Raw genomic sequence first — 26,511 nt, 5'->3', positions numbered from 1 at the left:
CCATGATCATTTCAGCAACGCCTAGTCAGCATCGAGGATACGAATGCTGGCGCTAACGGGCCCGCGAGCACGCGCAATTTCACGGCTCGACACCATACCTTCACGCTTGAGCGATGCTTCTTCAGCACCCGAGTTCGCAATCGCATAGTTAAGCGTAAGCGCAAAGCTCAGCTCTTCCGCCCGGTAGTCTGCGGGAAGCGCCGGAAAGTCGACCTTTTTCAGAAGCCGCTTGGCTGCTGAATTGATGGACGAGCTGTCCGCACGCAAAACGTTTTCCTGTGCGACGATGTCACCGTTCCGGTTCACCGTGACACGAATGCTGGTGAAACCTTGTTCACCGCGACGCAGCGCCATTGCCGGGTAAACCATAACATCGTCAACAGAAACGCCTGCCGACTTGGCCCACGCATCCAGTCCGTCTTCCTGGCCTGCATTCGCTGGCGCCATAAATGTGGCAGCACCCAGGGTTGCTGCCATGGCTACTGATTTGAAAAAACCTTTTTTCATGAAACTTCTCCTCGCTTGTGTCGTCTGTCGTTCAGTTCTTATTTAAGCCGCGACTTTTTGCCGCTGACGTATGTATATGTGGGGAATAAGGGCAAAATTACACCCCCAAAGCGGCGAAGTGAGGGAAAAATACGTTTTATTGATAAACTCTTACGACAAAAGTTTACGCGTCTCTGACAAACGACTACGCAGCAGAAGCGCCAAAAAAAAACAGCACCGACTCCAATCCGTCAAATTGGCCTTTTATTAAGAAGCTAATCTTTGCTACAGCTATTGCGCACAGGCGCCCAATATAAACCCGCAACTGCATCGAAGGGGACAAATGATGACAAGAGGGGTCATTCGCGGCTTCATTCTAGCCGCAACCATGAGCGCCGCCACTCTGGCTGCCGATACAAATGAAGACATCTTGGGCACCACTGAAAGCTGGACCAAAGATGGTGAGGCAGCCATCGCTGAGCGGCTGGCCTACAAGATCAATAAAAAGCGCGCCAAAAACGTCATACTCTTTGTAGGTGATGGCATGGGCATCTCCACACTGACCGCTGCGCGCATTCTGGAGGGTCAACTACGCGGCGAAAGTGGCGAAGAGAACTATCTCAGCTTTGAAGAGTTCCCCAATACCGCGCTTGTAAAAACCTACAACGTAGATTCACAGGTGGCAGATTCAGCTGGCACCGCCTCAGCACTGAATACAGGCACAAAAACCCGTATCGGGGTCATCAACACGCCACCCACCCAGATGCAGGGGCAGTGTACAGCCGATACAGAGACAGCAGTTACTCCTTTGGCCTATTACGCCGAAAAAATCGGCATGGGCACCGGCATCGTCAGCACTGCACGCCTGACACACGCCACGCCTGCTGCTGTCTATGCCCATGCGCCACTGCGTGACTGGGAAGCAGATAGCGACGTACCTGCCGAGGCCAAGGCCGCAGGATGCCGAGATATCGCACAGCAAATCCTTGATCCAATGATGGGAGACGGCCTTGAAGTGGCGCTCGGTGGTGGCCGCCGCAACTTCCAGCCAACCGGTACCGGCAAAGGCAAACGCGAGGACGGCCGGGACATCACCAAAGAGTGGATGGAAAAGGGCAAAGGCGCGGCCTATGTTGAAACCACAGACGAACTGAAAGCTGTCGACCTCACGACGACCTCCAAGCTGCTTGGCCTTTTCGACAATTCGCACATGCAGTTTTCAGCAGGCCACAGCGCGGAACAGCCTGACCTCTCCGTGATGACAGAAACAGCCATCAACATGCTTTCCCAAAACAAAAAGGGTTATTATCTGATGGTTGAAGGGGGCCGCATCGACCACGGCCACCATGCGGGAAGCGCCTATAACGCTTTGAATGACGCCGTTGCACTATCGGCTGCTGTCAAAAAGGCGGTCGAAATGGTTGACCTTGATGAAACTCTCATCCTCGTCACCGCCGACCACAGCCACGTCTTCACCATGGCCGGCTATGCCAAACGCGGAAACCCTATCCTCGGGCTTGTGGTTGAGGCGCACAGCGATACCCCTGCCCTGGCTGGCGACGGTAAACCCTATACCACTCTTGGCTATCACAACGGTCCGGGCGCAGTGCCCGGGGAACGCCCTGCGCTGACCCAAGAGGAAGTGCTCGCCCCCACGCACCTGCAACAGTCGCTCATTCCCCGAAATTCGGAAACGCATGGCGGTGAGGATGTCGGCCTGTTCGCTATCGGCCCGCGCTCCTATCTGGTGCGCGGCACGATGGAACAGAATGTCGTGTTTCACATTATGGACCACGCTCTGGACCTGCGGAAACGCGCGGGCGTCAAATAAAAGGCGGTATGCAACAAAACATAAAGGGGCCGATCGGCCCCTTTTTTATTGGCGTCGGCGCGTTCATTGACGTCGGCGCGGCAAGTTCAAGCCGTGTATTTGGTAATCGCGTTATTCAGGGTTTCCGTCAGCTTCTCACCAATCTCGCCGCCATTGCCGCTTACGCGGCCGCGGATGACCGCGCGCATGGCGTCAAGATGTGACTTGACCAGTTCCACCTGATGATCGGTAATTTCATCACGCGGGTAGGTAAAGCCATATAGTGAATCTGCAAACACGGTGATAAGCGGGTAGCCGAAGGTGCCACCCTGCCCCTTCATGTCATGCGCAATATGGTGAATTTCCTCAAAGCAATCTCTGCGCTTTTCTGGCGTGTCAACACAACGTCCGTGTTGTTCCTGCAGCTTCACAATCAGCCCGGATACCCAATCGGGGTAATCTTCTGCCATCTTGGTCAGGGCTTGTTCCGCAGCGTCCAATGCTTCCTGAGATATGCCAACCTTGCCAGGCGCAAGCCCTGCTGTTTTTTCCTTCAACCGGTTTTTGAACCGATAAAAACGAACGATGACCGGTTTTTTATCCACGGATAATCTCCACGCCTTCGCTCTTGTCGGTCAGCACACGACGTTCCGGTCCACCATGTTCAAGTTTCTGGCGCCTGCGGTCGGGGCCAAAGAAGTCCTTCGTGTGCACAAACTGGCGGGGCCGCTCGATGATCGAGATCAACTTTTCACCAATGTTTTTAATGGTAAACGGCTTTGCAAGCATGTCTGTCACCCCCATCTCACGCGCCTGCAACACTCGCTCGGGCTCGGTATAGGAGGTGATCAGCATAAACGGCACAAAACGGTCCGGGCTGTCCTTGTGGCGCCTGACCCAGCGCAGAAACATCATCCCGTCGATGGGATGCATATCCCAGTTGGAGATAACAATATCGATCTGCTGTACACCAACCCGCATGGGCTCGTTTTTGACGCGTTGCAGAAAATGGATCGCATCACCGCCATGTTCGACGGCAAATACGTTACCAACACCCAGAACCTTCAGTGAGTTTACAAGCAACGAGCGGATAAACGGGCTATCTTCCGCTAGTAGAATATTGACCCGGTCAAAATCATAATCGGTCATACAGTCGCCTTACATTCCCCCGCCCATGCACAAAAACAGCTGTACCATATTGGGTTATAAACCTTTTTCACTTTTGTAACGCCTGTTTTTATTCATGGTCAATCATTTCAGCGTCGTTGATCGCTTTTATTCGCGACACTATCGCTGTGTTAAGTTGTTGCAAGCGCTTGTGAAGCTCGGATAGGCATTCTTGTCGAGCAGTGCCTGCGGCCACGGCAGGCATGCTCTGTTCGGCGCGTTCTGCCGCGCACGCCAGTGACCATGCACCAATGCCCCGCGCTGCGCCCTTTATCTTATGGGCACACCCCTTCCAGTTCTCGTCCGTCGCCTCGTCAAGGGCCGTCAGGTAACTCGCGGCGCTGGCCTGAAAGACCTCCAGCACCTGTATTTCAAGGTCGGTATCACCACCGGTAAAACCGGTCAGGTGCCGCGGGTCGAGGATGACGCTTTCGTCCCAGTCGCTTGTCAGCATACTGCACGCTTGCCAAGCACTGCCCGGCCTTCTTCTGTCAGCTTGCACACCAGCCAATCTGGCTTGATCGGGTTCCGGTGCCACGGTTCACACCAACCATGCGACAGGCAAGATTTAATTGTCTGGTCCTTGATGCGCTGGCCATTATGGTCAAACAGCGGTAGCTTGCCTCCCGGCTGCTTCAGGCCACGCTCAAGATACCGTCTTTGCGCCGCACTTGGCCTTGTTGCCCCTATGGTTGCCTGCTCGGCCATATCAGCCCCTTCCGTTGAGCCAGAAACCTTTCCCCTTCCGCAATGATGCCATAAGTTCGTAACAAAATACCAGCGTCGATCAGAAAAGAGCCACCCAAGGCATTGACGGGCGGGGCTTAATCATAAACTGTAAGACGGGCACTGGTGAGGAAGTTGAGGGGCAGAATGTCGAAGGCGGAAATGGATTTCCCGGAAACTGAAGAAAAGCGGGCAGATGATGGGCCTGCACATATTATTGCGGCAGACGATGCTGAGAAGAAGGCGGTTACCGCGCGCAATACCCGACGCATGTTACCATTCATCCTTGCTTTGGCTTCCACGCTGCTGTGGTTTGGGGGTGCGGCTTATTATCTGTATACCACTGATGCACTTACGGAATTTCTGGCAAGTAATATGGCGTTATCGAGCCTTGTTGGCGGCCTTACCACGCCGGTCGCCATTTTCTGGCTCATTGCCCTTGCATTTCAGCGCACCGACCCCCTGCTGGAACGTCGCCTTGCCATGGCACAAAGCCTGCACAAAGCGGTTGCGCCCGTCGAGGTCGCGGAACAGCGCCTGAACCAGCTTAACAAGTCACTGACCAAAGAATTGCAGAATATCGAAGCCGTGGCTGACCTCGCGGGTGACCGCATCGGCAATCTTGAAAAACGCTTTCAGGAGCAGATCAGCAATCTCTTTTCCGCCACTGCCGACACCGAGGCACGCACGTCGTCTATCCGCGACATTCTGGAGCGCGAACGCTCTTCAATGACCGAGCTCACCACAGAGATAGAGGGACGGTTCAACTCGCTTGAAACCATTGTCAGCACAATCGCTGCCCGCCTTGAAGGTGCCGGGGAGCATGCCGCAGGCACAGCTGGCGCCGCCAAAGAGAAGATTGACACCAGCCTTGATGCACTTGCGGGCGCTACCGAAGCCATGGAGGCCCGTCTGGGCAAAGCCAGCAAACATGTGGGCCTGAAGGCTACCGAAGTGCAGGATATGGTGGTCGATGTTGAACTACGTCTTCAGTCGGTCACGGATAACGTACTTTCTGGCATGGACCGCTTCCGCCACGATGTCGAGGGACTTGAAGGGCGTTCTGCCGAGCTTTCTGAACACATGAAAACACAAGCCACCGTGCTCGGTGAACTGGCACAACTTGCGGCTCAAGAGTCAGCCAAGATTGAAGAAACGCTCAGGAGCCATGTTGGCGAAGTACGCACCACTGCGACCGAAGCACTGGAACGCACAAACGAAGTTTCCAACCTGTTCTCCGACCGGGCCAAAGCCATGTCTGAGCAGGTGATCGAGACCGTCGACAAGGCAAAAACCCTGCTGGACGAAGCTGGCCAATCGCTCGAAGAACACTGTGCGTCCGCCTTGTCCACCAGCGAACAGGTCAACAAACGCACGCTTGAGACAACGGAAGCCACAGGCAAGGCAGTGCTGGAACAGGCCGAGCATGTAGACAAAGTGCTTGAGGAGGGCCTCAACCGGGCCCGTAGCGCCCTTGAGGAAACCATGGCAGCGATTACCGGCCACAGTGACGAAGCCGTTAGCAAGGCAGAAAACGCCGCTGAACGGACCCTGCAACACATCCGCCAGTTGCGAGCCAGCGTCGAAGAACAGATGGAAGAGCTTGCACGTGCAGGCGAAACCAGCACAACCACGCTTAGTGAAAGTGCTGACAAATTGTCAGCCAAAGCAAGCGAACTGACAAGCGACATGGGCGCCCAGGCTGACTCCCTCAACGAAAAAGCCACCGCCGCAAACGCAGAGCTCACAAACGTGCGCGAGCAAATGAGCATGCAGAGCGGCGTCCTCTCCGGCGTATTGAATGAAACCCGCATGAAGCTGGCCAGCCTTGAGGAAGACCTGACAGCACAGCGCGACGCCCTAAATAACGCATCAAGCGAAGCGGCGGACCGCGTTATTGAGGCCGCAGAGCGCTTTCGTGAGCATAGCCGCGAGCTTCAAAACACGGCGTCCCTCGCCCATGACGACCTTTCCGGAAAGTCGGGAGAGCTTGTCAGCATTATGGGAGACATGCAGGCGAAAAGCAGAGATGCCAGCGGCGAACTTTTAAGCGCTGCCGATACGCTGTCCGGTCGCTCAACTGCCATGCGGGATGAGATCAAGGAATCGCGTGAATCGCTCGGGGCCGCAGCTGACGCCTTTGCCGGTGAACGAGACCGTATCCGCGAGGAAACTGAAGGTGTAATCAAAAAACTGAACCAAGCCTCTGACAGCATGGCCAAGGAGGTCGAAAGCTTCGCACTTGGGTCCATGGAGGCCGCGACACGTCTTGATGCCGCTAGTCAGTCCCTGATGGACCAGACCGGCCGGGTGCAGGAAGATATGAAGCGCACCGTCGACGAAACCCGCACAGAACTGGCCGCCAGCATGGAACAAATCTCCGATCGGGCGGCCGAGCGAATTACGTATCTGCGCGAAGAAATGCAAGCGACCCTTGCCCGTGTCCTGACCGAGTATCAGGAAACCGCAGATCAGGCAGAAAAAGAGAGCGCCCTCCTCGCCATGCGTATTGGCACGGAAGCCGACAAGGTAGCGCAGCGTGCGGCACAGTTTATCGACAAGACCGCCGAGATAGAAACACGCATTGCCGCGGCAACAAAAAACGACTTTGCCCGCACGTCCCAACTTCTGATGGAAAGCCTGCAATCCACCTCGATTGATATCAACAAGGCGTTGTCACAAGATCTGCCTGATGATGTTTGGGAAGCCTATCTGTCGGGCGATCGCTCCGTTTTCATGCGCCGTACAGTCAAGATTGCTGACAGGAAAACCCGGAAGGCGATTGCCGATAAATTCCAGACCGACAGCGAATTCCGCGAAGCTGTCACCCGCTACTGCCGTGACTTTGAAGGCATGATGGAACGCGCAATGATGGGGGATCGCGGCAGTGCGCTTTCAGTGACCCTTGTTTCGTCCGACATGGGCAAACTATATATCCTGTTGGGTCAAGCGCTGAAGAAATTCAGCTAACCTTATAAAATATATAGCCTTTGAGAATAGGCTCCTATTATCAGGGACGCGAGGGGGAAGCTATGCGACCGTTTACATTTGCCATGCTGGCGACATCCTGTTTGCTGGCGGCATGTTCTTCTGAGAAAACCAAAGAGCGCAGCGATGCGGCCGCCATTGCCGAACCGGTAGAATGGCGGCTGACAAGTACCTACCCCTCAACGCTGATCCAGCTTGGTACCTTGGGTAAACGACTGGAGACCGAGGTCAGCAAAATATCCGCAGGCACCATCAACCTGACATTCTACGAGCCAGGTGTGCTGGCCCCCCCTTTCGAGACCTTTGACGCCGTCAGCTACGGTGCCGTTGAGGCAGGCTGGTCGACACCGGGTTATTGGGCTGGCAAGGACGCAGCGCTCCAGCTTTTCTCCAGTGTGCCATTTGGCCCCTCTGCGCCCGAATACCTTGCGTGGTTCGATTATGGTGGTGGCAAGGAATTGTTTGAAGAGGTTTATCACAAACACAATATTCACAGCATCATCTGCGGCATGACCCCACCCGAAGCTTCTGGCTGGTTCAAACAAGAAATCAACTCGGTCGAGGACCTCAAAGGTCTCAAAATTCGCTTCTTTGGCCTTGGCGCCAAAGTAATGGAAAAAGTTGGTGCAGCACCGCAACTGATTGCAGGTGGAGAGATATACCAGGCGCTGGAACTGGGCACCATTGACGCAACCGAATACGCCATGCCTGCCGTCGACTACCGCATGGGTTTTTATGAGGTGGCCAAACATTACTACTTCCCCGGCTGGCACCAGCAATCCACCTTCTTTGAACTGATGATCAACCTTGACGCCTGGAACGCACTGACCGACACGCAGAAGGTGCAGGTTGAGGCCGCATGTTCTTCGAATGTGCGGTATGGCATATCGGAAGGAGAAGCCCTGCAGGCAGACGCGATGGTAGCACTGGAAGCCAAGGGCGTGCAGATCCACACATGGTCGCCCGAGGTGCTGGCGGAACTGCGCACCGCTTGGAACGAAGTTGCGCGTGACCTTGTGGCGAAGGACCCGGAGTTTGCCCGCGTATGGACATCACTTCAGGCCTTCAGGGGGAAATACAAAGCCTGGGCCGACCGCGGCTACCTGAAGGAATAGCATGATGCGAACCCTTCTGTCCTTCTCGCAGCAGATTGAACGGCTATCCAGCATCATGGGCCGCATTGGAGCCTGGGCGATCATCGCGCTGATGCTTGTAATCATCACCGATGTCGCCCTGCGGCGCTGGTTTGTCATTGGTTCCACCAAGCTGCAGGAACTAGAGTGGCATCTGCACGGGGCCCTCTTCCTACTGTGCCTCGGCTGGGCCTATGGTCGAAATGCGCATGTGCGTATCGAACTTGTGAGTGAACGCCTGTCTGACCGCACTCGAGCGTGGATTGAACTACTTGGCTGCCTGTTATTCCTGACCCCTTATGTCGCTGCTATCCTGATATTTGGCGCAGACTATGTCTCCTACAGTTTTGCCTACAATGAGGCATCAGCCTCGCCTACCGGCCTATCAAACCGCTGGATCATCAAGGCATTTATCCCGATTGGCTTTGCGCTGCTTGGCATTACAGCGGTCAGCCGGTGCATCAACGCCATTGCTTTCTTGTTTGGTGACGAAGAGGCCGCCCGCATGAGCAGTTTCAGCCGCACTCATGCGCACGAAGGGGAAAGTTGATGGAACTGATCGTCGATCTGTTGCCTTTCCTGATGTTTCTGGTGCTTACCCCGCTTCTGTTCACCGGCTATCCTGTTGCCTTTGTGCTCGGCGGTGTGGGGCTTGCCTTCTGGCTCCTGGCAGTTGGTACTGGCATTGAAAACCCCAACAGCTTTTTCCTGGTTGTCAGCCGCATATTTGGCGGTGTCGTCAGCAAGCTGGTGCTTGTCGCCATCCCCATGTTCATATTCATGGGCACCATGCTGGAACGCAGCGGCGTGGCGAAGGAATTACTTTATACGCTCCAATTGATGACGAGGCGTATCCCCGGTGGACTGGCACTTTCTGTAACGGTGCTCGGCGTTATATTGGCGGCGACAACGGGGATCATCGGAGCAAGCGTCGTAATGATGACCCTGCTCGCCCTGCCCGTCATGCTGGAGCGCGGCTATGACAAGGCACTGGCAACCGGCACCATTGCTGCGTCGGGCACACTTGGCATCCTCCTGCCGCCGTCCATTATGCTGGTCGTCATGGCGGACCTCCTGTCCACTTCCGCCGGCGGCTTATTCCTCGCAGCAATCGGGCCCAGTTTGTTTCTTGCCCTTCTATATATGCTATACATCTTTACCCGAACCGCTCTCAACCCGGGCTTGGCACCGCCACTTGCCGAGGTCGCAAAGGCGGACGACCTGAGTGTCGGCAGGGTCCTGCGCAGTTTTGTCCCACCGGTTTTATTGATTGTTGCCGTACTTGGGTCGATTTTTGGCGGCATCGCCACGCCGACAGAGGCCAGCGGTGTCGGCGCAATTGGCGCGGTTATCCTTGCCGCCCTGAACGGCAAGTTAAATTTTCGCACGCTGCAAGATGTGGTCGAGCGTTCCGCCCTCACGACAACCATGCTGTTTGGACTTTTCGTCGGCGCAACCGCTTTTTCTTATGTGTTTGCGCTTTTGGGTGGCCATCATCTGATCCTCGAACTGATGTCAGCGACCGGCATCTCCCCTTGGGCGGTTCTTGCCATGCTGATGCTGGCCGTATTTATACTGGGTTTCTTTTTTGACTGGATCGAAATAACCCTCATCATACTGCCTGTATTTGCACCCATTATCACTCAGCTTGACTTTGGCTCACACCTGCCGGACCCGGCGATGACTACGACGTGGTTCGCTATCCTGATGGCCGTAAACCTGCAAACAAGTTTCCTGACACCTCCTTTTGGCTTCGCCCTCTTTTACATGAAGGGCGCCGCACCTGAAGGCGTCAAACTGGCGGATATATACCGTGGCATCGTCCCATTTGTGATATTGCAGCTTATCGGGCTTCTTGTGCTGCTGACATGGCCTGAACTGGCCCTGTGGCTACCACAGACCATGGCGCAATAAACTATAAAAAAGGAGGCGAAAACCGCCTCCTTTAAAACCCGGTCAAAGCTTGGTGGTCAGGCAGCGTTCGAATCGCCAGCCTCGACACGCTGCAGTTTACCGATCAGGTAATCCAGGTTTTCGGTGTCCACATCGTTCTCGACGGCGGTAAGCACGCGCTCGATCATCAATTGGCGAATAAGCTCACGGTCGTCCCCGCCCGTCTCCAGCATCTCGTCCGCAACTTCCAGCGCCGCACGGGCCATGGGAAGGAATTGCTGTGGCATATCCGCAGCTTCAAACAGGCGCTTGAGACCCAGATTTCCCTTGTCATGCACCAGTTTGTAGGCATTCACCACGGGGATACCAACGCGCTTCGCAAGAGCCACCTCAAAGAAAGTTGTGTCGCCCATGCACAAGGCACGCAGCATCAGCGTCGATGTGAGACGTTTATTATCATAGAGCTGGTCAACCAGTTCCTGCACCGTTGTGGATTTTTGCCCGCCTTCGAGAAGCGAAACGGTCGCTTTCTCGCGGCTTTCAAGCAGCAAGTCGGCCGCCATGGCCGGCGAGATTTCATGGTGCGTCATGATATGGTCGCGCAATTGCTCGGACACCAGGGTAACAAGGCGCTCGGCCACCCCGATTGGAAGCTCGCCACGTTGCGCCATCGGTGCCTTCACGATGTCGCTATCAGCGAATTTGTCGAGGACTTTGCCGAAGGTACTTTCCTTGATTTTTGCGCTCTGGTTCCCGACGAGGGTAGCGACGACAGCTTCGTCGCCAGTGTCAGCCAGGACATCCGCCAGATCCTCGGAGACGTCGCTACGTCCGGCAACAGCTTTCTGCACCGCGCTATCGCGGGTGCGCACAATATCAATCAAATCCTTGTCCGTAAGGACAGAAGAAAACTCGATAACCGGCATGGCTACCTCGTCCACATCCTGTGCAAGCGAAGTCGCCACATCATGTGGCACGTCCGGATTGTCTTTCAGGCTCTCTGAAAGCGCGTGCCGCACGCGCACAGCGGCGTCGCGAAGCATGACCCGGAAGATATCTTCCGCAATTTTCCTTTCACCCTCCGTCAGTTCACTGGTCCCAAACGTGCTGGCAACCTTGGCGGCGGCAACCGCCCGGTTTTCTTCGTTCGGATCCTGAAGTAGTTTGGCTACATCGGCGCTTGAAAGCTTATTGGCGTCAGACAAATCCATCTTCCCTTACATAAAAGGCCATTCGCGCACGCTAGGCCAAACAGGTTAATCGCCCGTTAAAACGCGGTACTATCGTAGACCTTTTCCCCGGAAAGTCCCGCATTCCCTAAAACGTGAGCATCTTTCCGTTGAGCAAGACACCGTTAGCGGCTAGCATGCGGCACAATTTTAACCGGACGAGCGCTTCGTCCCAAGAACAAACTGAAGACACGACGGGTTTTTTCCTGTCCAATCAATGACAACAGAGTGTTGGGGAGCAACAATGAAACGCCTTTTGGCTTCAATCATCCTGGTATTAACAGGTGCCAGCGCCGCTTTTGCGCAAGGTACCGAACAAACATTTGCTGAATCGGTCAACGAAGTTATGGCGCCGATTAGCCAATTCATCTCGGATATCATCTTTTTCGCATTGCCGATGGACTGGCTGATTGCCGGCGCACCGGGCATCCCGTTCATTGCCTTGTGGCTCGTCGGAGGCGCCCTGTTTTTTACCTTCTATATGGGTTTCCCCAATATTCGCGGCTTCAAACAGTCGATCAAAATTGTCAAGGGCACCTATGACAACCCCAACGACCCAGGCGAGGTAACCCACTTTCAGGCATTGACGGCCGCAGTTTCCGGCACCGTTGGTCTAGGTAATATCGCGGGCGTGGCCATTGCCGTATCAATCGGCGGCCCTGGCGCGACATTCTGGATGATTTTGGCTGGCTTCTTTGGCATGACCAGCAAGTTTGTCGAGTGTACCCTTGGGGTTAAATACCGGGAGATTGACCAGAATGGTGTCGTCACTGGTGGACCAATGCTTTACCTCTCGAAAGGCCTTGCCAACCACGGCCTCCCGAACCTTGGTAAAATTCTCGCCATTGCGGCGGCAGTGATCTGTATCGGCGGCGCCTATGGTGCCGGTGCTATGTTCCAGGTTAATCAGTCCTCGACCCAGTTTACCAACGAACTTGTCGCACTGACCGGTGGCGCAGAAAGCTTTTTCTTCGGCCGGCCATGGCTCTTTGGCATTCTGTTCGCGTTTTTTGTTGGGCTTGTGATCATTGGAGGCATCCGCCAGATCACGCATGTGACCGAGTTTCTGGTGCCTATCATGGCAACCATCTACATCTCGGCATCGCTTGTAATTATCTTCAGCCACTTCACGGAAATTCCTGCCGCCTTCGGGCAGATTTTTGCCGGCGCCTTCACCGGCGAGGGTATACAGGGGGGCATCATCGGGGTGTTGATCCAGGGACTGAGACGCGCGAGCTTCTCGAACGAGGCAGGCCTCGGCTCTGCCGCGATCGCGCACTCTGCCGCAAAGACCAACGAACCGGTTGCAGAAGGCCTTGTTGCGCTTCTCGAACCGTTCATCGACACTGTGGTTATCTGTACCATTACCGCGCTGGTGATCATCCTGACTGGATCGTTTGATGCCAACGCATCTGGCACATCTGCGGGTATTGCCCTGACATCGAAGGCCTTCGCCTCGGTAATCGACTGGTTCCCGTATATTCTGACAGTCGCCGTGGTGCTGTTTGCCTTCTCTACCTCGATCACGTGGTTCTACTACGGCCAGCGGTCGTTCCTCTATCTGTTTGGCAATAACGGCATGGCTGACTTTGCCTTCAAGCTTTCGTATCTGGGGATACTCGTCATCGGCTCGGCCATGTCGCTTGCACCCGTAATGGATATGGCCGACGCACTTCTGCTTGCCATGGGCTTCCCAAATATCGTGGGCCTCTTCATCATGCGCAAGGAAGTGAAAGAAATGCTGAAAAGTTATCTTGCCCGGGTTAAATCCGGCGAGATCAAGCCTTATATTCACGACGACGAAGCGGCGGCAAACTGACACAGCTGCCTTGACCGGCATTAATGTGACATTCAGTATGAATATGCATATGTGGCGGGGGTTTACTCCGCCACAATTTTGTCAGGAGCAGAAGTTATGAAAACATTTTTTAGAGTAGTAGCGCTAGCCGCCTTTTGTGGGACAGTAACCGCCCCCGTCATGGCTGACGACGACCCAAGCTCGACTGCATTGTCATCACATGGTGACGCTGAAAAAGGCAAACGTATTTTCAATCGCTGCAAAGCCTGCCATAACTTAACTGCAGCGGACCGTTCCCGCATGGGGCCCAACCTTGACAATTTGTTCGGGCGCCAAGCAGGAAGCAAAGAAGACTATAAATACTCCAAAGCTCTCGCTGAAGCAGACTTTGTGTGGACGGAAGAGAAACTTGATCAGTGGCTTATGTCGCCCAAGACCTTCCTGCCCGGTAACAAGATGGCTTTTGCAGGCTTGCGGAAGGAAGACGACCGCAAAGACCTGATGGCCTATCTGCGCAAAGCGACAGTGGCGGGAGAATAATTCAGGCATTTAGCCAGCAAGGACCAGACTATGAAACGCCTTATTGCCATCCTTTCTTTTTGCTTCATCCTTGTGCAGCCTGCCGCTGCACAGGATGGTGGAGACCGTGCCGTCGATGACGTGCGCGGCGCGATGGACTTTGTCCAGAATCTGAGCAAAGAGACCATTGCTGTCTGGAGCGACAGCAAGCTATCCTCCGGGGAGCGCTATAAGGCTTTTCGCGCCATTTTCGAGGAAGCAACCGACATTGAACTGCTGGCGCAAGGGATGCTGGGTGTTCATTACCGCACTATCAGCGCGCAACAGCGCGAAACCTACATGAAAGCCATGGGCGACTATATTATCTCCGAATTTGATAAACGCATGGCGCAGATCGGTTTCAAGGCGCTGGAGGTAACCGGCACCAAACCCGCTTCGGGTAAACAAGGCCACCTTTATGTGAAAACCGAGGTCAAGCGCGAGCAAGGTGAACCCATCCTGGCCGACTGGCGCGTGCGCAAAAAAGACGGTAAGTTTCAAATCGTCAACCTGGAATTTGAGGGTATCAACCTGCTTATAACCAACCGTGACCTGTTCTCTAGCAAAATCAAGAAGGACGGTTTTGACGGCCTTATTGCCTGGTTGAAATCACAAAATGAAATGCCGTCAGGCTCTCACTCCTGAGCCCACGACTAAGTACCCGCTGCGGTGTTGCTTTCCACCACTTCGACACCGCAGTTCAGCCTCAGGCTTCCCGCAGTATTATAGAGTGCCGCCTCAAGCGCGGAGAAACGCCCCTCTCCCACATTGATCGCAAACCGTGTGCGATAATCGAAGCTGTCACCGGCTGGAACCCGTTTACTGCTCATCCGGACGATATTGGCGTTATAGTCCATCAGCACTTCACTGATGCGCGCGACAAGCCCCGGGCGGTCTCCACCCGAAATATCCACGATATGGGTTATCGTGGCGCTGTTGCCCCGTGACAGGGCAAAGGGAAAGGCGGTCACGGTGATTCTGGCCCCATCAAGCAAAGCAAGCCCCTCGAGCCCTTCAGCAACCTCTTCGACCGCCGCGCCGGCAGAAAATTCAGCAACGCAGGAAAATTCAAAGGCTTCGCCCAACACAGCGAAGGCACTGTCGGCTAGGTTCGCCCCAATTTCAAAGAGATAACCAGTAACAGACGAGACCACACCGGTCTGGTCACGCCCGATGATAGAGATAAGATATTTGTCGTTTGAGGGTGGTGTCACAGCGGTACTCCCAAGAAAAGGGTGGCGTTTTCCAGCAAGTTTGCTAAATAAACGCGTCCGAAGCAATCAGATGTTACGGTTATCACCAATTCAATAGGAACATATTCCATGGCCGACAAGCAGCTCCTCCATCTTGTCTTTGGTGGTCAGGTTAAAGACCCGCAGTCGCTCGAATTCAACGATCTCAGCAAGGTTGATATTGTTGGGATCTACGCGTCATATGCGGAAGCAGAACAGGCTTGGCGCAGTGTTAGCCAGGCAAATGTCGACGATGCAATGACCAAATATGTGGTTGTGCATCTGCATAAACTGCTTCAACCCGAAGAATAGACAAGCCCAATTCAAAAGCCCCGGAGACCGGCGCGAAGTGACAGTGCCTCAGCACGTCCTTCGCCACCGCTTCGGGGCTTCTTCTGCTTTTACAGTTTTTTAGTGGGCGCTTGCCTGCGAGGCAAAATACGCATCGATACTGGCCTCAATTGCATCACCGTCGGTGTCATAAGCACCCATGCGGCCTGTCATGGCGCGATGGGCCTCCTCACGCGTACGCGGATGAAGGCGGTTGAGCTCAAAACTGACAAGACGGCGCAATCCGGCGCTGTCAACTGGTTGGTACATATTATTCTTCCATTTTTTTAATTGGTACCGGGAAAACTATCACTGCTTTGAGACAGTTTTTTGTCTGCCCCATGACAAAATAAAAACATGGGTGCGGTACATAAAACAGGCGTCGACCGGACGATCCCAACCGACGCCTGCATATTTCTCTATATAGTAGTTTAGGCGGCTTGTTTCAAGCTGTCCACCCAAGCCTGTACATTTTCCTCAAGAATGGACAGCGGAACTGCGCCACTTTCGAGCACCACACGATGGAAACCTTTCCAGTCAAACTTGTCACCAAGCTGGTCCATAGCCATCTGCCGCAGCTCCATAATCTTGAGCTTCCCGACCATATAAGCGGTTGCCTGCCCCGGCATGACCACGTAACGCTCGATCGCGGCAACAATATCGCCCTCGGGGTTAGGCGTATTGTCTTTAAGATACTGAATTGCCTCTTCACGGGTCCACTTTTTGGAATGAAGGCCCGTGTCCACAACAAGGCGGCAGGCACGCCACAGCTCCATGGCCAGGCGACCGAAGTCTGAATATGGGTCCTGATAGAACCCCATGTCCTTGCCCAGTTCCTCAGAATAGAGGCCCCAGCCTTCGGTAAAGGCAGTGAAGCGCGCTGTGCGCTGGAACAGTGGCACGCCATCCAGCTCTTGTGTCAGGGCTATCTGGAAGTGGTGACCGGGAATGCCCTCGTGATACACCAATGCTTCAAGCTGATATGTCGGCATGAAGCGCGTGTCACGCAGATTGGCATAAAAGATACCAGGGCGCGAGCCGTCAAGCGCCGGGCGCTGATAAAACGCCTTGCCCGCCGATTCCTCACGGAACTTCTCGACCGCCCGGACATCAAGCGGCGCCTTTGGTGTAAGGGCAAAAAACTCGGGAACTTTGGCCCGCATGGCCGTAATGTAATTGTTGGCCATCTTCAGGTATTCGGCTTTGCCCTCTTCAGTATTGGGCAGGAAAAACTGGTCATCGGTGCGGGTAAACTCGAAAAACTCCTGCAAGGTGCCTTTAAAACCAACCTGCTCCATGATGGCTTTCATTTCCTCATGGATCCGCGCGACATTGTCTAAACCAACCTGATGGATTTCATCCGCGGTCATGTCCGTTGTCGTGGTGTTCTTGAGCGCCTGAGCATAAAAGGCATCGCCGTCAGGGAACTTCCAGGCACCGTCATCGGTTGTCGCTGTTGCCTGCAGCTCTTCAAGCTTGGTAATCAGAAGTTCATAACCCGATTTGGTTCCGCCAAGCAGCGCCGCTTTCGCGCGCTCAGTCAGGTCCGCTTTCTCATCATCGCTGATTTCAAGTTTTTCAATCTTTTTCTTGAAATCGGCGAACAGGACATTCTCTTCGCCGCTATCATCAAACGGGACTCCGCTGATGATATTACGTGAGGACTGGATAACATAAGGGTAGACAAATTTAGGGGCTTGAATGCCCTTGTCCGCGCGCTGCTGCAATTCGTCACTCAACTGCTGCATCATGCCATTCATGGTTTCGAGACGGGTGATGTAGGCCTCGGCATCTTTGACGCTGTCGATGCGGTGTACATTCATCAGGTGCGTCGCCACGCCAGCGTGCCAGCCGAACATCTGATTGACCGGATAGCCATAATCGCGCCATTTGTCGCTATCGATATGGCGCTGGGCTGTAAGCTCAAAAATGCGATAGCTCAGCTTGTCCTTATCGCTCAGCGTATCAAAGTCAAAGCCATGCAACGTCGCGAGCTGATCCTTGTATAATTGCAGTTCCTTGTCATCTGCGGCGTCACTAACGTCCGGCCATTCATCGTTGCGGCTACGATCACCGAGACGCTCTGCCTGCAATGGGTTAAGCGCAAGGCGCTCGTTCATCGCGGTCTCGAAAAATTGAGCGAGCTTTTCTGCCTGCTGTTCCTTGGCCACCTGTGCTTCCTGGCCAAAGGCTTTTTGCTCATTTTGTTTTGCTTCGTTTGCTGGCTCACAAGCGGCCAGCGCAAGCAAAAGTGCAATGGATGAAACGGTTTGGCGTAACATGATCACTCCCTTTTTTATCCCTAAACCCAAATTATTGTTAAAAGACTGGAATTCTTTATAGCTGGTAATCTTTTGCCAACCAATCTGCGGTAGGATGGCGCAAGCCTGAGACGAAATGCAAGGCCTGTTGACATCAAGGCCTAAGACGCCTATCTGACGCGAGAGTTAAGGAGTGCAAAACCGAAGCATGCAGCGCGAAACAAATATCGTAAAAACACCGCTGTTCACGATAGGTCAGGTCGTACGCCATAAATTTTTCCCGTTCCGGGGTGTAATTTTTGACGTAGATGCTGAATTCGCGAACTCCGAAGAATGGTGGGAATCTATCCCGGCGGAAATCCGTCCGGCGAAGGAACAACCCTTCTATCATCTGTTTGCCGAGAACGAGGACACCAGCTACGAAGCCTACGTCTCACAGCAGAACCTCGTCGCGGACGATTCTGACGAACCGGTCAATCATCCCGAGGTATTTGAGCTGTTTGGTGACCTCAAGGAAGGTCAGTACCAGTTAAAGGCCATTCCCCGACATTAAGCTAGCTTACAGACAATAAAAAAAACGGCGCCAACAGCGCCGCTTTTTTTGCTTCTGGCGTTGCCTGCCGCTTAAGCGACAAAGGCCGCCAGCAGTGCAACTACAACAATGATGCTAACGGTCGCACGCGTACCGTATTTCATGAACCCGTCGTATGTGCGTTCTTGCTCGTGAATATCCATCTTCATTGGCTCCAATTATAGCGGCGTGTTTGGCCTCAAAAATTATTTTCCGCTCTATAGCGCATCATCGGCGCGCCGCCAAGCCCTTAAGGTCCTCGCCTAGTTTGCATTACTCTCTGATACGTTGCCGACGCAATCCGCCAACATTTCAGGTTCGATATTGCCACCCGACAGGACAATGACGGTTGTTTTGCCGCGGGTTTCAACGCGCCCATTCATCAGCGCGGCCAAAGATGCTGCCCCGCCCGGCTCAGCCACCAGCTTAAGGGTGATCGCTGCATAGCGGACAGCGTCCATCGCCTCAGCGTCACTTACGGTAAGCCCTTCAATACCAAGGCCCCGTAATATGGGGAAGGTCAGGTCCCCTGCACTTGGGGTCAAAAGCGCATCGCACACTGAGCGGGCTCCAAAATCCACTTTCTCGATCACACCGCTCTTTAGCGAGCGTGTCACATCATCAAATTCCTCTGGCTCCACCGCATAACCCCGCATGACTGGAAAAGCGTCCTTAAGCGCCAGGAACGTGCCAGACGCAAGCCCACCGCCGCCGCAATTGATGAGCGCCTGATCAGGCTTCAGACCAAGCTTTTGCAGGTCTTGCGCTATTTCAAGGCCCACCGTGCCCTGGCCCGCCATGATGTACCGATCATTATAGGGCGGAACAACGGTCGCGCCGCTATCCCCGACAACCCGCTTCGCAACGGCCTCGCGGTCCTCGTTATAACGGTCATAAAGTACGACATCCGCGCCATAACCCCGGGTATTTGCCAGCTTGAGTTTCGGTGCGTCGTCCGGCATCACAATGGTCGCCCTGATCCCCAGCATCTGGGCTGCCTTGGCAACGCCTTGCGCATGGTTTCCACTTGAAAAGGCTACCACTCCCCGGGCTTTTTCAACATCGCCAAGGCGTGATAGCCGGTTGTAGGCACCACGGAACTTGAACGCACCGACCCGCTGAAAATTTTCTGGCTTTATGAAAACCCGGCCACCAACAGCGTCATTCAGCGCCGGATGTTCAAGAAGCGGCGTGCGAACGGCAGCGCCTTCAATTTGTTTCGCTGCACTTCGGATATCATCCATACTGATGGCGTATGTCATTCGTCGCCCTCCTCCTCGCTGCTTTTTTTTTCGCGACACCTTTGCCACCAACGACCAAGCTTGACTTCAGACTGTCGCCGGAAACGTCTGACCGAGGCAAAATCATGTGAAAGGATTAGCAAGCCCAGCGGGATCATCCAGAACCCCAGAACCGGCAAAAAGCCAAGAAGTCCGCCTAAAATAAGAATAATGCCCACCACAAACCGACCAATGCGGGAGGCAGGCATCATTCTCCTGACTGTTTTTTTGACCATGAAGCCCTTGATGAAATTGCGGGTGGTTAACTAACGTCGTTGATGGTTTTCCGCATAATTTCACCAATCTTGTCAATATCTGTTTTTCGCGACACCAGTGGCGGCGCGATGGCAATGTGGTCACCGCTCATGCGCACCTTGAGCCCATTCTCAAATGCGCGCAGGAATATCTTGCCTGAGCGCGACGCCGGTTTGCCGTCGATCTGTGCAAATGTGAGTGCACTCATGAAGCCCAGGTTGCGCACATCAGTCACCGTTTCCGCATCGCGCAGGTTATGCACCATATCAGCAAAATAGTCTTCTGTCGCGCGCACGTGCTCATACACGCCCTCTTCCGCATAGGCCTTCTGGGTCGCGATTGCGGCGGCTACCGCCAGCGGATGCGCGGAATAGGTATAACCATGGAAAAGCTCAACCCCGCCCTTCACCTCATCCATATAAGTATCGTAGATGCCTTTACGGACAGCCACAGCACCCATCGGCACTGATCCATTGTTAACGGCTTTGGCTGTGGTGATGATGTCGGGTACAATGCCAAAACGTTCCGAAGCTGAAGCATACCCCAGACGGCCAAACGCAGTGATAACCTCATCAAATATCAACAGAATACCATGTTGTTCTGTAATCTCGCGCAGGCGTTCGAGATACCCGATTGGTGGAACAAACACACCGGCGGACCCCGCGACAGGCTCCACAATCACTGCGGCAATCGTGCTTGCATCATGAAGCGAGATAATCTCCTCAAGAGAATTGGCATAGTCGGCGCCATCGGTCGGCTGACCTTTAGAGAATTTCATACTCTCATCATATGGGAACGCCAGATGGTCCACCCCCGGCAGCTGTGCGCCAAAAAACTTGCGGTTATTGACCATGCCGCCGACGGAAATACCGCCAAAGCCAACACCATGATAACCATGCAAACGGCCAATAAAGCGCGTGCGCTGGCCCTCCCCGCGCAAGCGGTGATACCCAAGCGCCATCTTCAGCGCAGTGTCCACGGACTCGGAACCGGAGTTGGTAAAAAAGATATGGTCAAGATCGCCCGGCATAGTGTCCTTGAGCATATTCGCGAGCTCAAATGCTTTGGGATGTCCAAACTGGAACGCGGTCGAGTAGTCAAGCGTGCCAGCCTGTTCGCGTATTGCCTCAACCACCTTTGGATGGTTATGTCCAAGCGCACAGCACCAGAGCCCCGATGATCCATCGATCACCTCACGCCCGTCCGTCGTGCGGTAATAAAGGCCATCCGCGCTTTCCAGCATGCGCGGGTTGGCTTTGAAATCTTTGTTTGGCGTGAACGGCATCCAGTAGGCTGCCATATCATCATTCATACGTTTGTTTGTGCCGTCCATGAAACACCTATTTTGCATAAGATGCGAAGGGCACGTATGCCCTTCGCTGCATTGAATTAAGTTTATTCGCCGAAGCGATAGGAAAATTTCACGCCGACTGTCGTTGGTCGGCTGATACCAAAGCCATGGCCGGGGAAGAAGCCGCCAGCCTCAGACGTGCCATCATAGTAAGCCGCGTTGAAGATATTCTCCACATAGGCCGTTACTTTCCAGCTGTTGAAGCTTTCATAGCTCAGACGCGCCGATACATCGGTCCAGCCCGGGTTTGCAAACACCTCCGAATTTCCGAGCCCCCCGTAGGTCTTGGTTTGTGTTCGGAAGTCAACGGAAGCATTCATCTCACCGTTACCAACTTCAAAATGATAGCTGGCAAGACCAGAAAGCGTGAACTTGGGCGACCCCGGCAGGCGATTGCCTGTACTGCCCGGCTCGACGGTTTCGGCCCCCGAGATTTCGTTCTCATTCCATGAGCCTGCGAAGAATAAGTCAATATTCTTGTTCACGATAGCCTGCACGGTGCTTTCCAGCCCCCAGGACTTCACTTTACCCACGTTGGTGATCCGCGTCCCCTTGTCGAAGTAATTGAGCTGCAGATCTTTATAGCGGTAGTGATACGCACTGACATCCAGACGGATACGGCGATTGAGCATATCGCCTTTCACACCAACCTCATAGGACCAGACCGTCTCTGGCTCGAACTGATTGAGTGTGGCATTAAGCGCGACAAGATCCTCGGTTACGTCGTCGTCATCCGCTTCGACCGCAAAGCTGCCGAAACCACCGGCCTTGAAGCCGCGCGTGGCGCTGGCGTAGATCATCCAGTCGTCATTGGGACGATAACGCGCAACAAACCGCGGTGTGAAGGCATCCCACGAGTGTTCGCCCTCAACAAAACCGTCCGTGGTGACACCAAATGCCCAGAATGGACCAAGCTCGCTGTCTACAGGCAGGATATAGTTACCAAATTCCTTGGTATCCTTGCTGTAGCGCATACCCGCCCCGACCTCGAACTTGTCGCTTACGGCGTAGGTCAGATCCACATAGGCGCCCCAACCGTGGTATTTACCGTATACTTGGTTTGCCTCAAGCAACCCATCAGGGTTTGGCGTAAACTCGCCCCAGCCATAGTAGGCGAATACTTCGGAGCAGGAATAATAGTAGTAAGCCGCACACATGACTTCTTCGTCGCCGCGCTGGCGGAAGAAGGCATCAATATTTTCCTTGTAATAAGAAACACCACCATACCAGCTAAGCGGGCCATCCGCTTGGCTAACAAGGCGAAGTTCCTGCTCGAAATAATCTCCGCTCTGGTCCTGTGCGTAGTCATTGAACCCGATATTCATGCCGTCAAAATCTTCGGCATAAGAATAATCATGGTCTTTGTAGCCCGTCACGGAGGTCAGGGTCGCAAAGCCAAGGTCAAAGTTGATTTCGGCACTAAGCGAAATGATCTCACCGTTGTCATAGTTGCCAAGCTTGGCGTCGTTATCCACACTCCGGATACTGCCGCGTGGGCTGATATCACGGCCCAGCACCTCTTCCAGAAACGGGACAACCTCGTCATCTTCTATCAACCGGTAGATTGAGCCACTTTGTTTACGGTCCTCATATTCCAACATGAGGGTCGCATCCCAGCTTTCGCCGCGCATCCCGGCAGTTGCGCGGAATGCAGACTTATCGTGCGCTACGAGATTATCGTCGCCAATTTCCGCGGCGTTATCTGAATAGCCGTCCTCTTCGCTGTGATAGGCAGCAAGACGCAGCGCGAAGTTGTCATTCATCGGGATATTGGTCCAGGCCTCCATCTCAAGGATGCCCCGCTCGCCGGCACCCAGCTCAACGTATCCCGACGCAGAATCGAAATTCGGCTTGGCGGTGTATAGGCTTACGGCACCGCTGATGGCATTGCGCCCGAAAAGAAACCCTTGTGGGCCCCTGAGAACTTCTGCGCGTTCCATGTCAAACATGGAAGTCACGACCACACCGTTGCGACCCTGATACAGACCGTTTTTGAAAAAACCGACCGATGGATCGCCACCCACCCCGAAGTCATTGGTGGAGATACCACGAATGTTGATATAATCGATGAAGCTGTCTTTACTGTCACCAGCAAAGCCTGGCGCGAATTTCACCAGATCTTTCACATCATCAATGTTGACTCGCTTGGTGAAATTGGCGTCAAACGCTGTGATGGAAACCGGGACGTCTTGTGTTGATTGCACACGTTTCTGTGCGGTGACCACAACCTCCTCAATCGCGAGCGTGTCGTCGTCCGCGTCCTGAGCAATCGCAGCACCGCCGGATAGAAGGATTGCCGCGAGCGACGCCCCTGCCTTGATAGCGTGTGTACGGGTTCGATAGACAGATGTCATTTTCTGCTCCTCCCCTTAAGGATGATATACTCCGGTCTGTCACCGGATTTTTTTAAGCAACGTTCAGACATGCCCTGACAGCTGCTCTCTCATGTTGAACATCGAACCAGACTCCACCCCGGGGCCTGGCCAGTTATACGGGTAACTTCAACAACCCCGCGGTATTGAGGACCGATTGCATCGGTCCCAAATGCTTTTCAAATTTTTTCCAGCGGCCAACAGAGCGAGTGTGCGCAGCTTCGCGCACCTGTGCAGCGCTCGCTGTTGTCACAGCGGATTTCTGTTCGTAGAAACTGAGGCACGCGTCCTGCCACTCAAGCCCAAGGAAATCGATAATTTTCCTTGCGTTAGGTTCGATATCGGCAACCGTGTCTTCATAGGCGACATCCAGAATTCGCTCGCCTAGCACGTGCCGCCACCGGTCCATCAGCTTGCGATAGCGCACATGATGTCGTGCCATTTCCTCCTGGTCGTAAGAATGATAATAGGCGTCCGCGAACAACTGCTTGTAGCTTGCGAAGCAGCTATCCATCGGGTCACGGACAATATGAACGATTTTTGCATTTGGCAGCGCTGCGGCGATAAACGGTAGATATAAATAGTTCACCGGCAACTTATCGACAAACCGTGGGCTACTGCCTCGCACCGCCCGCGTGGTATTGAGGTAAAGATCGCCGAGTGCCTTCATGTCCGCACCCGCCGCTTTTTTCACAATCTCCGCGGTCATGGGGCGCGGTGAACTCATTTCGCTGACACGTTTAATCGCCATGCCAAACTGCTGCAGCTCACCCGCGGACTCCACGTCACTGTGCGCCGTCATGATCCGCTCAATAAGTGTGGTTCCGGTGCGCGGTTGACCAACAACAAAAACAGGCGCGGCATCACTGTACCCATCCTTTTGTGCGTCAAACCAGTTTTTCGTCAGGAGCTCTTGAAGACTGTCAAACAACGCTTCTTCCGCAGCTTCATCATGATTGACCAGCTTGCGCCTAGCCACGGCACCTGCGTTATAGGCCTTAAAGGCTTCATCCCACCTGCCAAGGTCCTCATAGTCTTTGCCAATCGCATAGTGAAGGAACGGCGCGTCCGGGTGGGCATCCGGTACACGTACCGAAATTGCCTCCATTGCTGCGATATGTTCAGGGCCTTCCGCAGTGCGAAGTCTGCCCAGCATCCAGTGTGCGAGCGCGGCATCCGGCTTTTCATGGAGCACAGCCTCAAGCGCATGACGTGCTTCATCCAGCCGCCCCAGGAACGTCAACGCCTTGGCCCGGCTGAGTTCAAAAAATGCCGTTTTTGCCTTGCTGGCAGCGCCATCAAACCATTCCAGTGCGGTCTTCTGATCGCCGAGCAGGCTGTATACGTTGCCGATGACATCCATTACCAACGGGTCGTCAGTGCCCGTTGCCACCGCGTTGTGCAGCGCTTTCTCAGCTAGGTTATACTGGCCCATGGTCACACAGCAGCGCGCAAGTTGCGCCCAGCCTGCGGTGTGGGCTTCGTCAAGGCTGACCACATTCCGGAAGGCCTGCTTGGCAGTTGCCCAGTCACCGCTTTCAATGCCAATCAGGCCAACAAGGAAGTGCGCCTCCTTGGCTTTCGGAAAATGTTTGAGCACAAGGCTGCAGCATCCGCCTGCTTCATGGAAGTCGCCCCGCTGCATTGCACGGTAACCGCGACGCAGGAAGTCCTGCGCCTGCGCCGGGTTCATCTTGGAGCCGCCTGGCCCTTTTGGCGCGCCCGCGCCAGATATATGTCCCAATGTAGCCATCAGCGCCCCATGGCATCCTTCATGCGGTAATAGGCCATGCCCAAAGCAAGCATGGGTTGCCTGAATAATTGACCGCCCGGGAACGGCGGATGTTTTACATTCGCCATAATGTCAAAGCGGCTTGCATCGCCTGATATCGCTTCTGCAATCAGCCTGGCCGACATATGCGTTGGTGCTACTCCGTGCCCGGAATAAGCCTGCGCGAAATAGATATTTTCCGCCACCTTGCCCACCTGTGGAATTCGGTTCAGGCCAATGCCCATATAGCCGCCCCATGCATAATCGATACGGGTATGTATGAGCTCAGGGAATACCTTCAGCATGTTGGGCTTGACCGCCGCCACAATATCATGTGGATGGCGCCCGGAATAGGTGGCAAGCCCACCAAACAGCAGGCGTCTGTCAGGCGTCAGGCGGAAATAATCCAGGGCCCACCGCTGGTCACAAGCCGCAAAACCCATAGGCATGATCTTATCGGCAAGCCCCGCATCAAGCGGCTCTGTCGCGACAATATAGCTGCCAGCCGGCAGCACGCGTGACGCCAGCTTGGGCACCAACTTGCCAAGATAGGCATTGCCCGCCAACACAACCTTATTGGCCGTTACCCTGCAATGGTCCATATCCACGATAACATTGTCTTCATCAATATGGAGCTTACTGACACGGGCGTCTTCGAATATTCGCGCGCCAAGCCGTTCAGCCGCACGCGCCTCGCCAAGCACAAGGTTCAGGACATGACAATGCCCCCACCCCATGTTGGTAACACCCCCGATATAGCGGTCGGAACCCACACAAGCCTTCACTTCGTCAGCGTTCAGCACTTTCTGCTCGGCGGCATACCCTTGAGCTTCAAGTGCCGCCTTGGCCTGCTTCAGTTCCTCAAGCTCACTCTCTTTCATTGCAAGGTCGACATAACCCCAGCGAAGGTCACAATCGATATCGTACTTTTTGACCCAATCCGCGATAATGTCGACACATTCAACGCCCATCTTCCAGACCGTGTTGGCGTTACCTGCCCCGAAGGTCTTTTCAATTTTGGAAAAATTCGACAGCTCCGGCCCGTATCCGCCGATCACCTGCCCGCCGTTACGACCAGACGCCCCCCAACCGATACGGTTCTGTTCCACAAGGGCGACTTCATAACCACGCTCGGCCAGATGCAAGGCCGCCGCCACGCCGGTGAACCCACCACCTACAATACAGATATCAACCTTGATGTTTCCCTCGAGACGCCCGAAGCCAGACAGGTCATTACAGGTTGCCGCGTAATAGGAGTTCGGCAACCTGTCGTCATGTATGCTGTCTCTAACCCGCATAA

Annotated in this window: 26 protein-coding genes; 10 read left to right on the top strand and 16 right to left on the bottom strand. The window is 54.3% G+C overall.

All coding sequences use genetic code 11. The annotated features are described in order from the left end of the window. Positions 1 to 21: 21 nt before the first annotated feature. Positions 22 to 507 carry an energy transducer TonB gene (locus OEU85_RS10495; RefSeq protein WP_262691428.1) on the bottom strand — a complete coding sequence of 162 codons (486 nt, stop codon included), beginning with the start codon at positions 505 to 507 and terminating at the stop codon, positions 22 to 24. Positions 508 to 832: 325 nt separating this feature from the next. Between OEU85_RS10495 and OEU85_RS10490 the strand changes: the two genes are divergently transcribed. After that, complete coding sequence (locus OEU85_RS10490; RefSeq protein ID WP_394805413.1) at positions 833 to 2,317, top strand: alkaline phosphatase; 1,485 nt, start codon at positions 833 to 835, stop codon at positions 2,315 to 2,317. Positions 2,318 to 2,403: 86 nt separating this feature from the next. On the opposite strand, the gene OEU85_RS10485 is transcribed toward OEU85_RS10490, so the two are convergent. The 4 genes from OEU85_RS10485 to OEU85_RS10470 all read right to left on the bottom strand — a co-directional run bounded on the left by OEU85_RS10485 (position 2,404) and on the right by OEU85_RS10470 (position 4,171). Next, a complete protein-coding gene (locus OEU85_RS10485; RefSeq protein ID WP_262691426.1) occupies positions 2,404 to 2,901 on the bottom strand; it encodes a hypothetical protein in 498 nt (165 codons plus the stop codon). Continuing rightward, positions 2,894 to 3,445, bottom strand: coding sequence for a response regulator (locus tag OEU85_RS10480; RefSeq protein WP_262691425.1), 552 nt, complete (start codon positions 3,443 to 3,445; stop codon positions 2,894 to 2,896). The genes OEU85_RS10485 and OEU85_RS10480 overlap by 8 nt, the downstream gene beginning before the upstream one ends. A gap of 88 nt (positions 3,446 to 3,533) precedes the next feature. Next, positions 3,534 to 3,917 (bottom strand): Hpt domain-containing protein, encoded by a 384-nt coding sequence (locus OEU85_RS10475; RefSeq protein ID WP_262691424.1) that lies wholly within the window; start codon positions 3,915 to 3,917, stop codon positions 3,534 to 3,536. Beyond that, on the bottom strand, positions 3,911 to 4,171 hold the full coding sequence (locus tag OEU85_RS10470) for a hypothetical protein (protein WP_262691423.1): 261 nt from the start codon (positions 4,169 to 4,171) through the stop codon (positions 3,911 to 3,913). Before OEU85_RS10470 ends, OEU85_RS10475 begins: the two co-directional genes overlap by 7 nt. A 165-nt stretch (positions 4,172 to 4,336) precedes the next feature. Here OEU85_RS10470 and OEU85_RS10465 point away from each other — a divergent pair, with 165 nt between their 5' ends. From OEU85_RS10465 to OEU85_RS10450, 4 genes are all read left to right on the top strand, one after another. Beyond that, on the top strand, positions 4,337 to 7,159 hold the full coding sequence (locus OEU85_RS10465; RefSeq protein ID WP_262691422.1) for a coiled-coil domain-containing protein: 2,823 nt from the start codon (positions 4,337 to 4,339) through the stop codon (positions 7,157 to 7,159). Between the two features lie 62 nt (positions 7,160 to 7,221). Continuing rightward, positions 7,222 to 8,292, top strand: a complete 1,071-nt coding sequence (locus tag OEU85_RS10460) for a TRAP transporter substrate-binding protein (protein ID WP_262691421.1) — start codon at positions 7,222 to 7,224, stop codon at positions 8,290 to 8,292. 1 nt (position 8,293) lies between these two features. Further along, positions 8,294 to 8,860, top strand: a complete 567-nt coding sequence (locus tag OEU85_RS10455) for a TRAP transporter small permease subunit (protein WP_262691420.1) — start codon at positions 8,294 to 8,296, stop codon at positions 8,858 to 8,860. Continuing rightward, positions 8,860 to 10,224, top strand: coding sequence for a TRAP transporter large permease (locus OEU85_RS10450; protein ID WP_262691419.1), 1,365 nt, complete (start codon positions 8,860 to 8,862; stop codon positions 10,222 to 10,224). The genes OEU85_RS10455 and OEU85_RS10450 overlap by 1 nt, the downstream gene beginning before the upstream one ends. Positions 10,225 to 10,280: 56 nt before the next feature. Here the strand turns inward: OEU85_RS10450 and OEU85_RS10445 are convergent, their stop codons facing one another. After that, on the bottom strand, positions 10,281 to 11,408 hold the full coding sequence (locus OEU85_RS10445; RefSeq protein WP_262691418.1) for a DUF2336 domain-containing protein: 1,128 nt from the start codon (positions 11,406 to 11,408) through the stop codon (positions 10,281 to 10,283). A 268-nt stretch (positions 11,409 to 11,676) separates the two neighbouring features. Between OEU85_RS10445 and OEU85_RS10440 the strand changes: the two genes are divergently transcribed. From OEU85_RS10440 to OEU85_RS10430, 3 genes are all read left to right on the top strand, one after another. After that, the gene (locus OEU85_RS10440) at positions 11,677 to 13,251 is read left to right on the top strand and encodes an alanine/glycine:cation symporter family protein (protein ID WP_262691416.1); all 1,575 of its coding nucleotides are present in this window, start codon (positions 11,677 to 11,679) and stop codon (positions 13,249 to 13,251) included. A 96-nt stretch (positions 13,252 to 13,347) separates the two neighbouring features. Continuing rightward, positions 13,348 to 13,770 (top strand): c-type cytochrome, encoded by a 423-nt coding sequence (locus tag OEU85_RS10435; protein ID WP_262691415.1) that lies wholly within the window; start codon positions 13,348 to 13,350, stop codon positions 13,768 to 13,770. Positions 13,771 to 13,800: 30 nt separating this feature from the next. After that, positions 13,801 to 14,433 (top strand): MlaC/ttg2D family ABC transporter substrate-binding protein, encoded by a 633-nt coding sequence (locus tag OEU85_RS10430; RefSeq protein WP_262691414.1) that lies wholly within the window; start codon positions 13,801 to 13,803, stop codon positions 14,431 to 14,433. A gap of 8 nt (positions 14,434 to 14,441) precedes the next feature. On the opposite strand, the gene OEU85_RS10425 is transcribed toward OEU85_RS10430, so the two are convergent. Beyond that, entirely contained in the window at positions 14,442 to 15,002 is a 561-nt protein-coding gene (locus OEU85_RS10425; RefSeq protein ID WP_262691413.1) for a glycine cleavage system protein R, read from the bottom strand. Between the two features lie 108 nt (positions 15,003 to 15,110). Between OEU85_RS10425 and OEU85_RS10420 the strand changes: the two genes are divergently transcribed. After that, complete coding sequence (locus tag OEU85_RS10420; RefSeq protein WP_262691412.1) at positions 15,111 to 15,332, top strand: DUF4170 domain-containing protein; 222 nt, start codon at positions 15,111 to 15,113, stop codon at positions 15,330 to 15,332. Positions 15,333 to 15,431: 99 nt separating this feature from the next. Here the strand turns inward: OEU85_RS10420 and OEU85_RS10415 are convergent, their stop codons facing one another. After that, positions 15,432 to 15,620 carry a hypothetical protein gene (locus OEU85_RS10415; RefSeq protein WP_262691411.1) on the bottom strand — a complete coding sequence of 63 codons (189 nt, stop codon included), beginning with the start codon at positions 15,618 to 15,620 and terminating at the stop codon, positions 15,432 to 15,434. Between the two features lie 161 nt (positions 15,621 to 15,781). Further along, complete coding sequence (locus OEU85_RS10410; protein ID WP_262691410.1) at positions 15,782 to 17,632, bottom strand: DUF885 domain-containing protein; 1,851 nt, start codon at positions 17,630 to 17,632, stop codon at positions 15,782 to 15,784. Positions 17,633 to 17,819: 187 nt separating this feature from the next. Here OEU85_RS10410 and hspQ point away from each other — a divergent pair, with 187 nt between their 5' ends. Beyond that, positions 17,820 to 18,164, top strand: a complete 345-nt coding sequence (gene hspQ / locus OEU85_RS10405; RefSeq protein ID WP_262691409.1) for a heat shock protein HspQ — start codon at positions 17,820 to 17,822, stop codon at positions 18,162 to 18,164. A 71-nt stretch (positions 18,165 to 18,235) separates the two neighbouring features. On the opposite strand, the gene OEU85_RS10400 is transcribed toward hspQ, so the two are convergent. From OEU85_RS10400 to OEU85_RS10370, 7 genes are all read right to left on the bottom strand, one after another. Continuing rightward, positions 18,236 to 18,346, bottom strand: coding sequence for an aa3-type cytochrome c oxidase subunit IV (locus OEU85_RS10400; protein ID WP_262691408.1), 111 nt, complete (start codon positions 18,344 to 18,346; stop codon positions 18,236 to 18,238). 99 nt (positions 18,347 to 18,445) lie between these two features. Next, positions 18,446 to 19,444 (bottom strand): threonine ammonia-lyase, encoded by a 999-nt coding sequence (locus OEU85_RS10395; RefSeq protein WP_262691407.1) that lies wholly within the window; start codon positions 19,442 to 19,444, stop codon positions 18,446 to 18,448. Beyond that, positions 19,441 to 19,698: a PGPGW domain-containing protein gene (locus OEU85_RS10390; RefSeq protein ID WP_262691406.1), complete on the bottom strand. Its 258-nt coding sequence runs from the start codon at positions 19,696 to 19,698 to the stop codon at positions 19,441 to 19,443. The genes OEU85_RS10395 and OEU85_RS10390 overlap by 4 nt, the downstream gene beginning before the upstream one ends. Before the next feature lie 26 nt (positions 19,699 to 19,724). Beyond that, positions 19,725 to 21,050 (bottom strand): aspartate aminotransferase family protein, encoded by a 1,326-nt coding sequence (locus OEU85_RS10385; RefSeq protein ID WP_262691405.1) that lies wholly within the window; start codon positions 21,048 to 21,050, stop codon positions 19,725 to 19,727. Positions 21,051 to 21,112: 62 nt separating this feature from the next. Then, complete coding sequence (locus tag OEU85_RS10380; protein WP_262691404.1) at positions 21,113 to 23,422, bottom strand: TonB-dependent receptor; 2,310 nt, start codon at positions 23,420 to 23,422, stop codon at positions 21,113 to 21,115. Positions 23,423 to 23,555: 133 nt separating this feature from the next. Next, positions 23,556 to 25,193, bottom strand: coding sequence for a tetratricopeptide repeat-containing sulfotransferase family protein (locus OEU85_RS10375; protein ID WP_262691403.1), 1,638 nt, complete (start codon positions 25,191 to 25,193; stop codon positions 23,556 to 23,558). After that, positions 25,193 to 26,509: an NAD(P)/FAD-dependent oxidoreductase gene (locus tag OEU85_RS10370; RefSeq protein WP_262691402.1), complete on the bottom strand. Its 1,317-nt coding sequence runs from the start codon at positions 26,507 to 26,509 to the stop codon at positions 25,193 to 25,195. Before OEU85_RS10370 ends, OEU85_RS10375 begins: the two co-directional genes overlap by 1 nt. Between the last annotated feature and the right edge of the window lie 2 nt (positions 26,510 to 26,511).

Origin of the sequence: Kordiimonas aestuarii (assembly GCF_025574465.1) — a bacterium.
Lineage (GTDB): Bacteria > Pseudomonadota > Alphaproteobacteria > Sphingomonadales > Kordiimonadaceae > Kordiimonas > Kordiimonas aestuarii.
The sequence above is the reverse complement of the archived record's forward strand: the minus strand, read 5'-3'. Positions and strand labels throughout refer to the sequence as shown.

What these genes read in the sequence shown, in the direction of transcription:
- OEU85_RS10440 (WP_262691416.1), top strand. Translation starts at nt 11,677, where the DNA reads ATGAAACGCCTTTTGGCTTCAATCATCCTGGTATTAACAGGTGCCAGC.
- OEU85_RS10465 (WP_262691422.1), top strand. Translation starts at nt 4,337, where the DNA reads ATGTCGAAGGCGGAAATGGATTTCCCGGAAACTGAAGAAAAGCGGGCA.
- OEU85_RS10470 (WP_262691423.1), bottom strand. Translation starts at nt 4,171, where the DNA reads ATGGCCGAGCAGGCAACCATAGGGGCAACAAGGCCAAGTGCGGCGCAA.
- OEU85_RS10455 (WP_262691420.1), top strand. Translation starts at nt 8,294, where the DNA reads ATGATGCGAACCCTTCTGTCCTTCTCGCAGCAGATTGAACGGCTATCC.
- OEU85_RS10375 (WP_262691403.1), bottom strand. Translation starts at nt 25,193, where the DNA reads ATGGCTACATTGGGACATATATCTGGCGCGGGCGCGCCAAAAGGGCCA.
- OEU85_RS10380 (WP_262691404.1), bottom strand. Translation starts at nt 23,422, where the DNA reads ATGACATCTGTCTATCGAACCCGTACACACGCTATCAAGGCAGGGGCG.
- OEU85_RS10400 (WP_262691408.1), bottom strand. Translation starts at nt 18,346, where the DNA reads ATGGATATTCACGAGCAAGAACGCACATACGACGGGTTCATGAAATAC.
- OEU85_RS10480 (WP_262691425.1), bottom strand. Translation starts at nt 3,445, where the DNA reads ATGACCGATTATGATTTTGACCGGGTCAATATTCTACTAGCGGAAGAT.
- OEU85_RS10430 (WP_262691414.1), top strand. Translation starts at nt 13,801, where the DNA reads ATGAAACGCCTTATTGCCATCCTTTCTTTTTGCTTCATCCTTGTGCAG.
- OEU85_RS10385 (WP_262691405.1), bottom strand. Translation starts at nt 21,050, where the DNA reads ATGGACGGCACAAACAAACGTATGAATGATGATATGGCAGCCTACTGG.
- OEU85_RS10410 (WP_262691410.1), bottom strand. Translation starts at nt 17,632, where the DNA reads ATGTTACGCCAAACCGTTTCATCCATTGCACTTTTGCTTGCGCTGGCC.
- OEU85_RS10495 (WP_262691428.1), bottom strand. Translation starts at nt 507, where the DNA reads ATGAAAAAAGGTTTTTTCAAATCAGTAGCCATGGCAGCAACCCTGGGT.
- OEU85_RS10370 (WP_262691402.1), bottom strand. Translation starts at nt 26,509, where the DNA reads ATGCGGGTTAGAGACAGCATACATGACGACAGGTTGCCGAACTCCTAT.
- OEU85_RS10420 (WP_262691412.1), top strand. Translation starts at nt 15,111, where the DNA reads ATGGCCGACAAGCAGCTCCTCCATCTTGTCTTTGGTGGTCAGGTTAAA.
- OEU85_RS10460 (WP_262691421.1), top strand. Translation starts at nt 7,222, where the DNA reads ATGCGACCGTTTACATTTGCCATGCTGGCGACATCCTGTTTGCTGGCG.
- hspQ (WP_262691409.1), top strand. Translation starts at nt 17,820, where the DNA reads ATGCAGCGCGAAACAAATATCGTAAAAACACCGCTGTTCACGATAGGT.
- OEU85_RS10415 (WP_262691411.1), bottom strand. Translation starts at nt 15,620, where the DNA reads ATGTACCAACCAGTTGACAGCGCCGGATTGCGCCGTCTTGTCAGTTTT.
- OEU85_RS10475 (WP_262691424.1), bottom strand. Translation starts at nt 3,917, where the DNA reads ATGCTGACAAGCGACTGGGACGAAAGCGTCATCCTCGACCCGCGGCAC.
- OEU85_RS10490 (WP_394805413.1), top strand. Translation starts at nt 833, where the DNA reads ATGACAAGAGGGGTCATTCGCGGCTTCATTCTAGCCGCAACCATGAGC.
- OEU85_RS10390 (WP_262691406.1), bottom strand. Translation starts at nt 19,698, where the DNA reads ATGGTCAAAAAAACAGTCAGGAGAATGATGCCTGCCTCCCGCATTGGT.
- OEU85_RS10435 (WP_262691415.1), top strand. Translation starts at nt 13,348, where the DNA reads ATGAAAACATTTTTTAGAGTAGTAGCGCTAGCCGCCTTTTGTGGGACA.
- OEU85_RS10450 (WP_262691419.1), top strand. Translation starts at nt 8,860, where the DNA reads ATGGAACTGATCGTCGATCTGTTGCCTTTCCTGATGTTTCTGGTGCTT.
- OEU85_RS10395 (WP_262691407.1), bottom strand. Translation starts at nt 19,444, where the DNA reads ATGACATACGCCATCAGTATGGATGATATCCGAAGTGCAGCGAAACAA.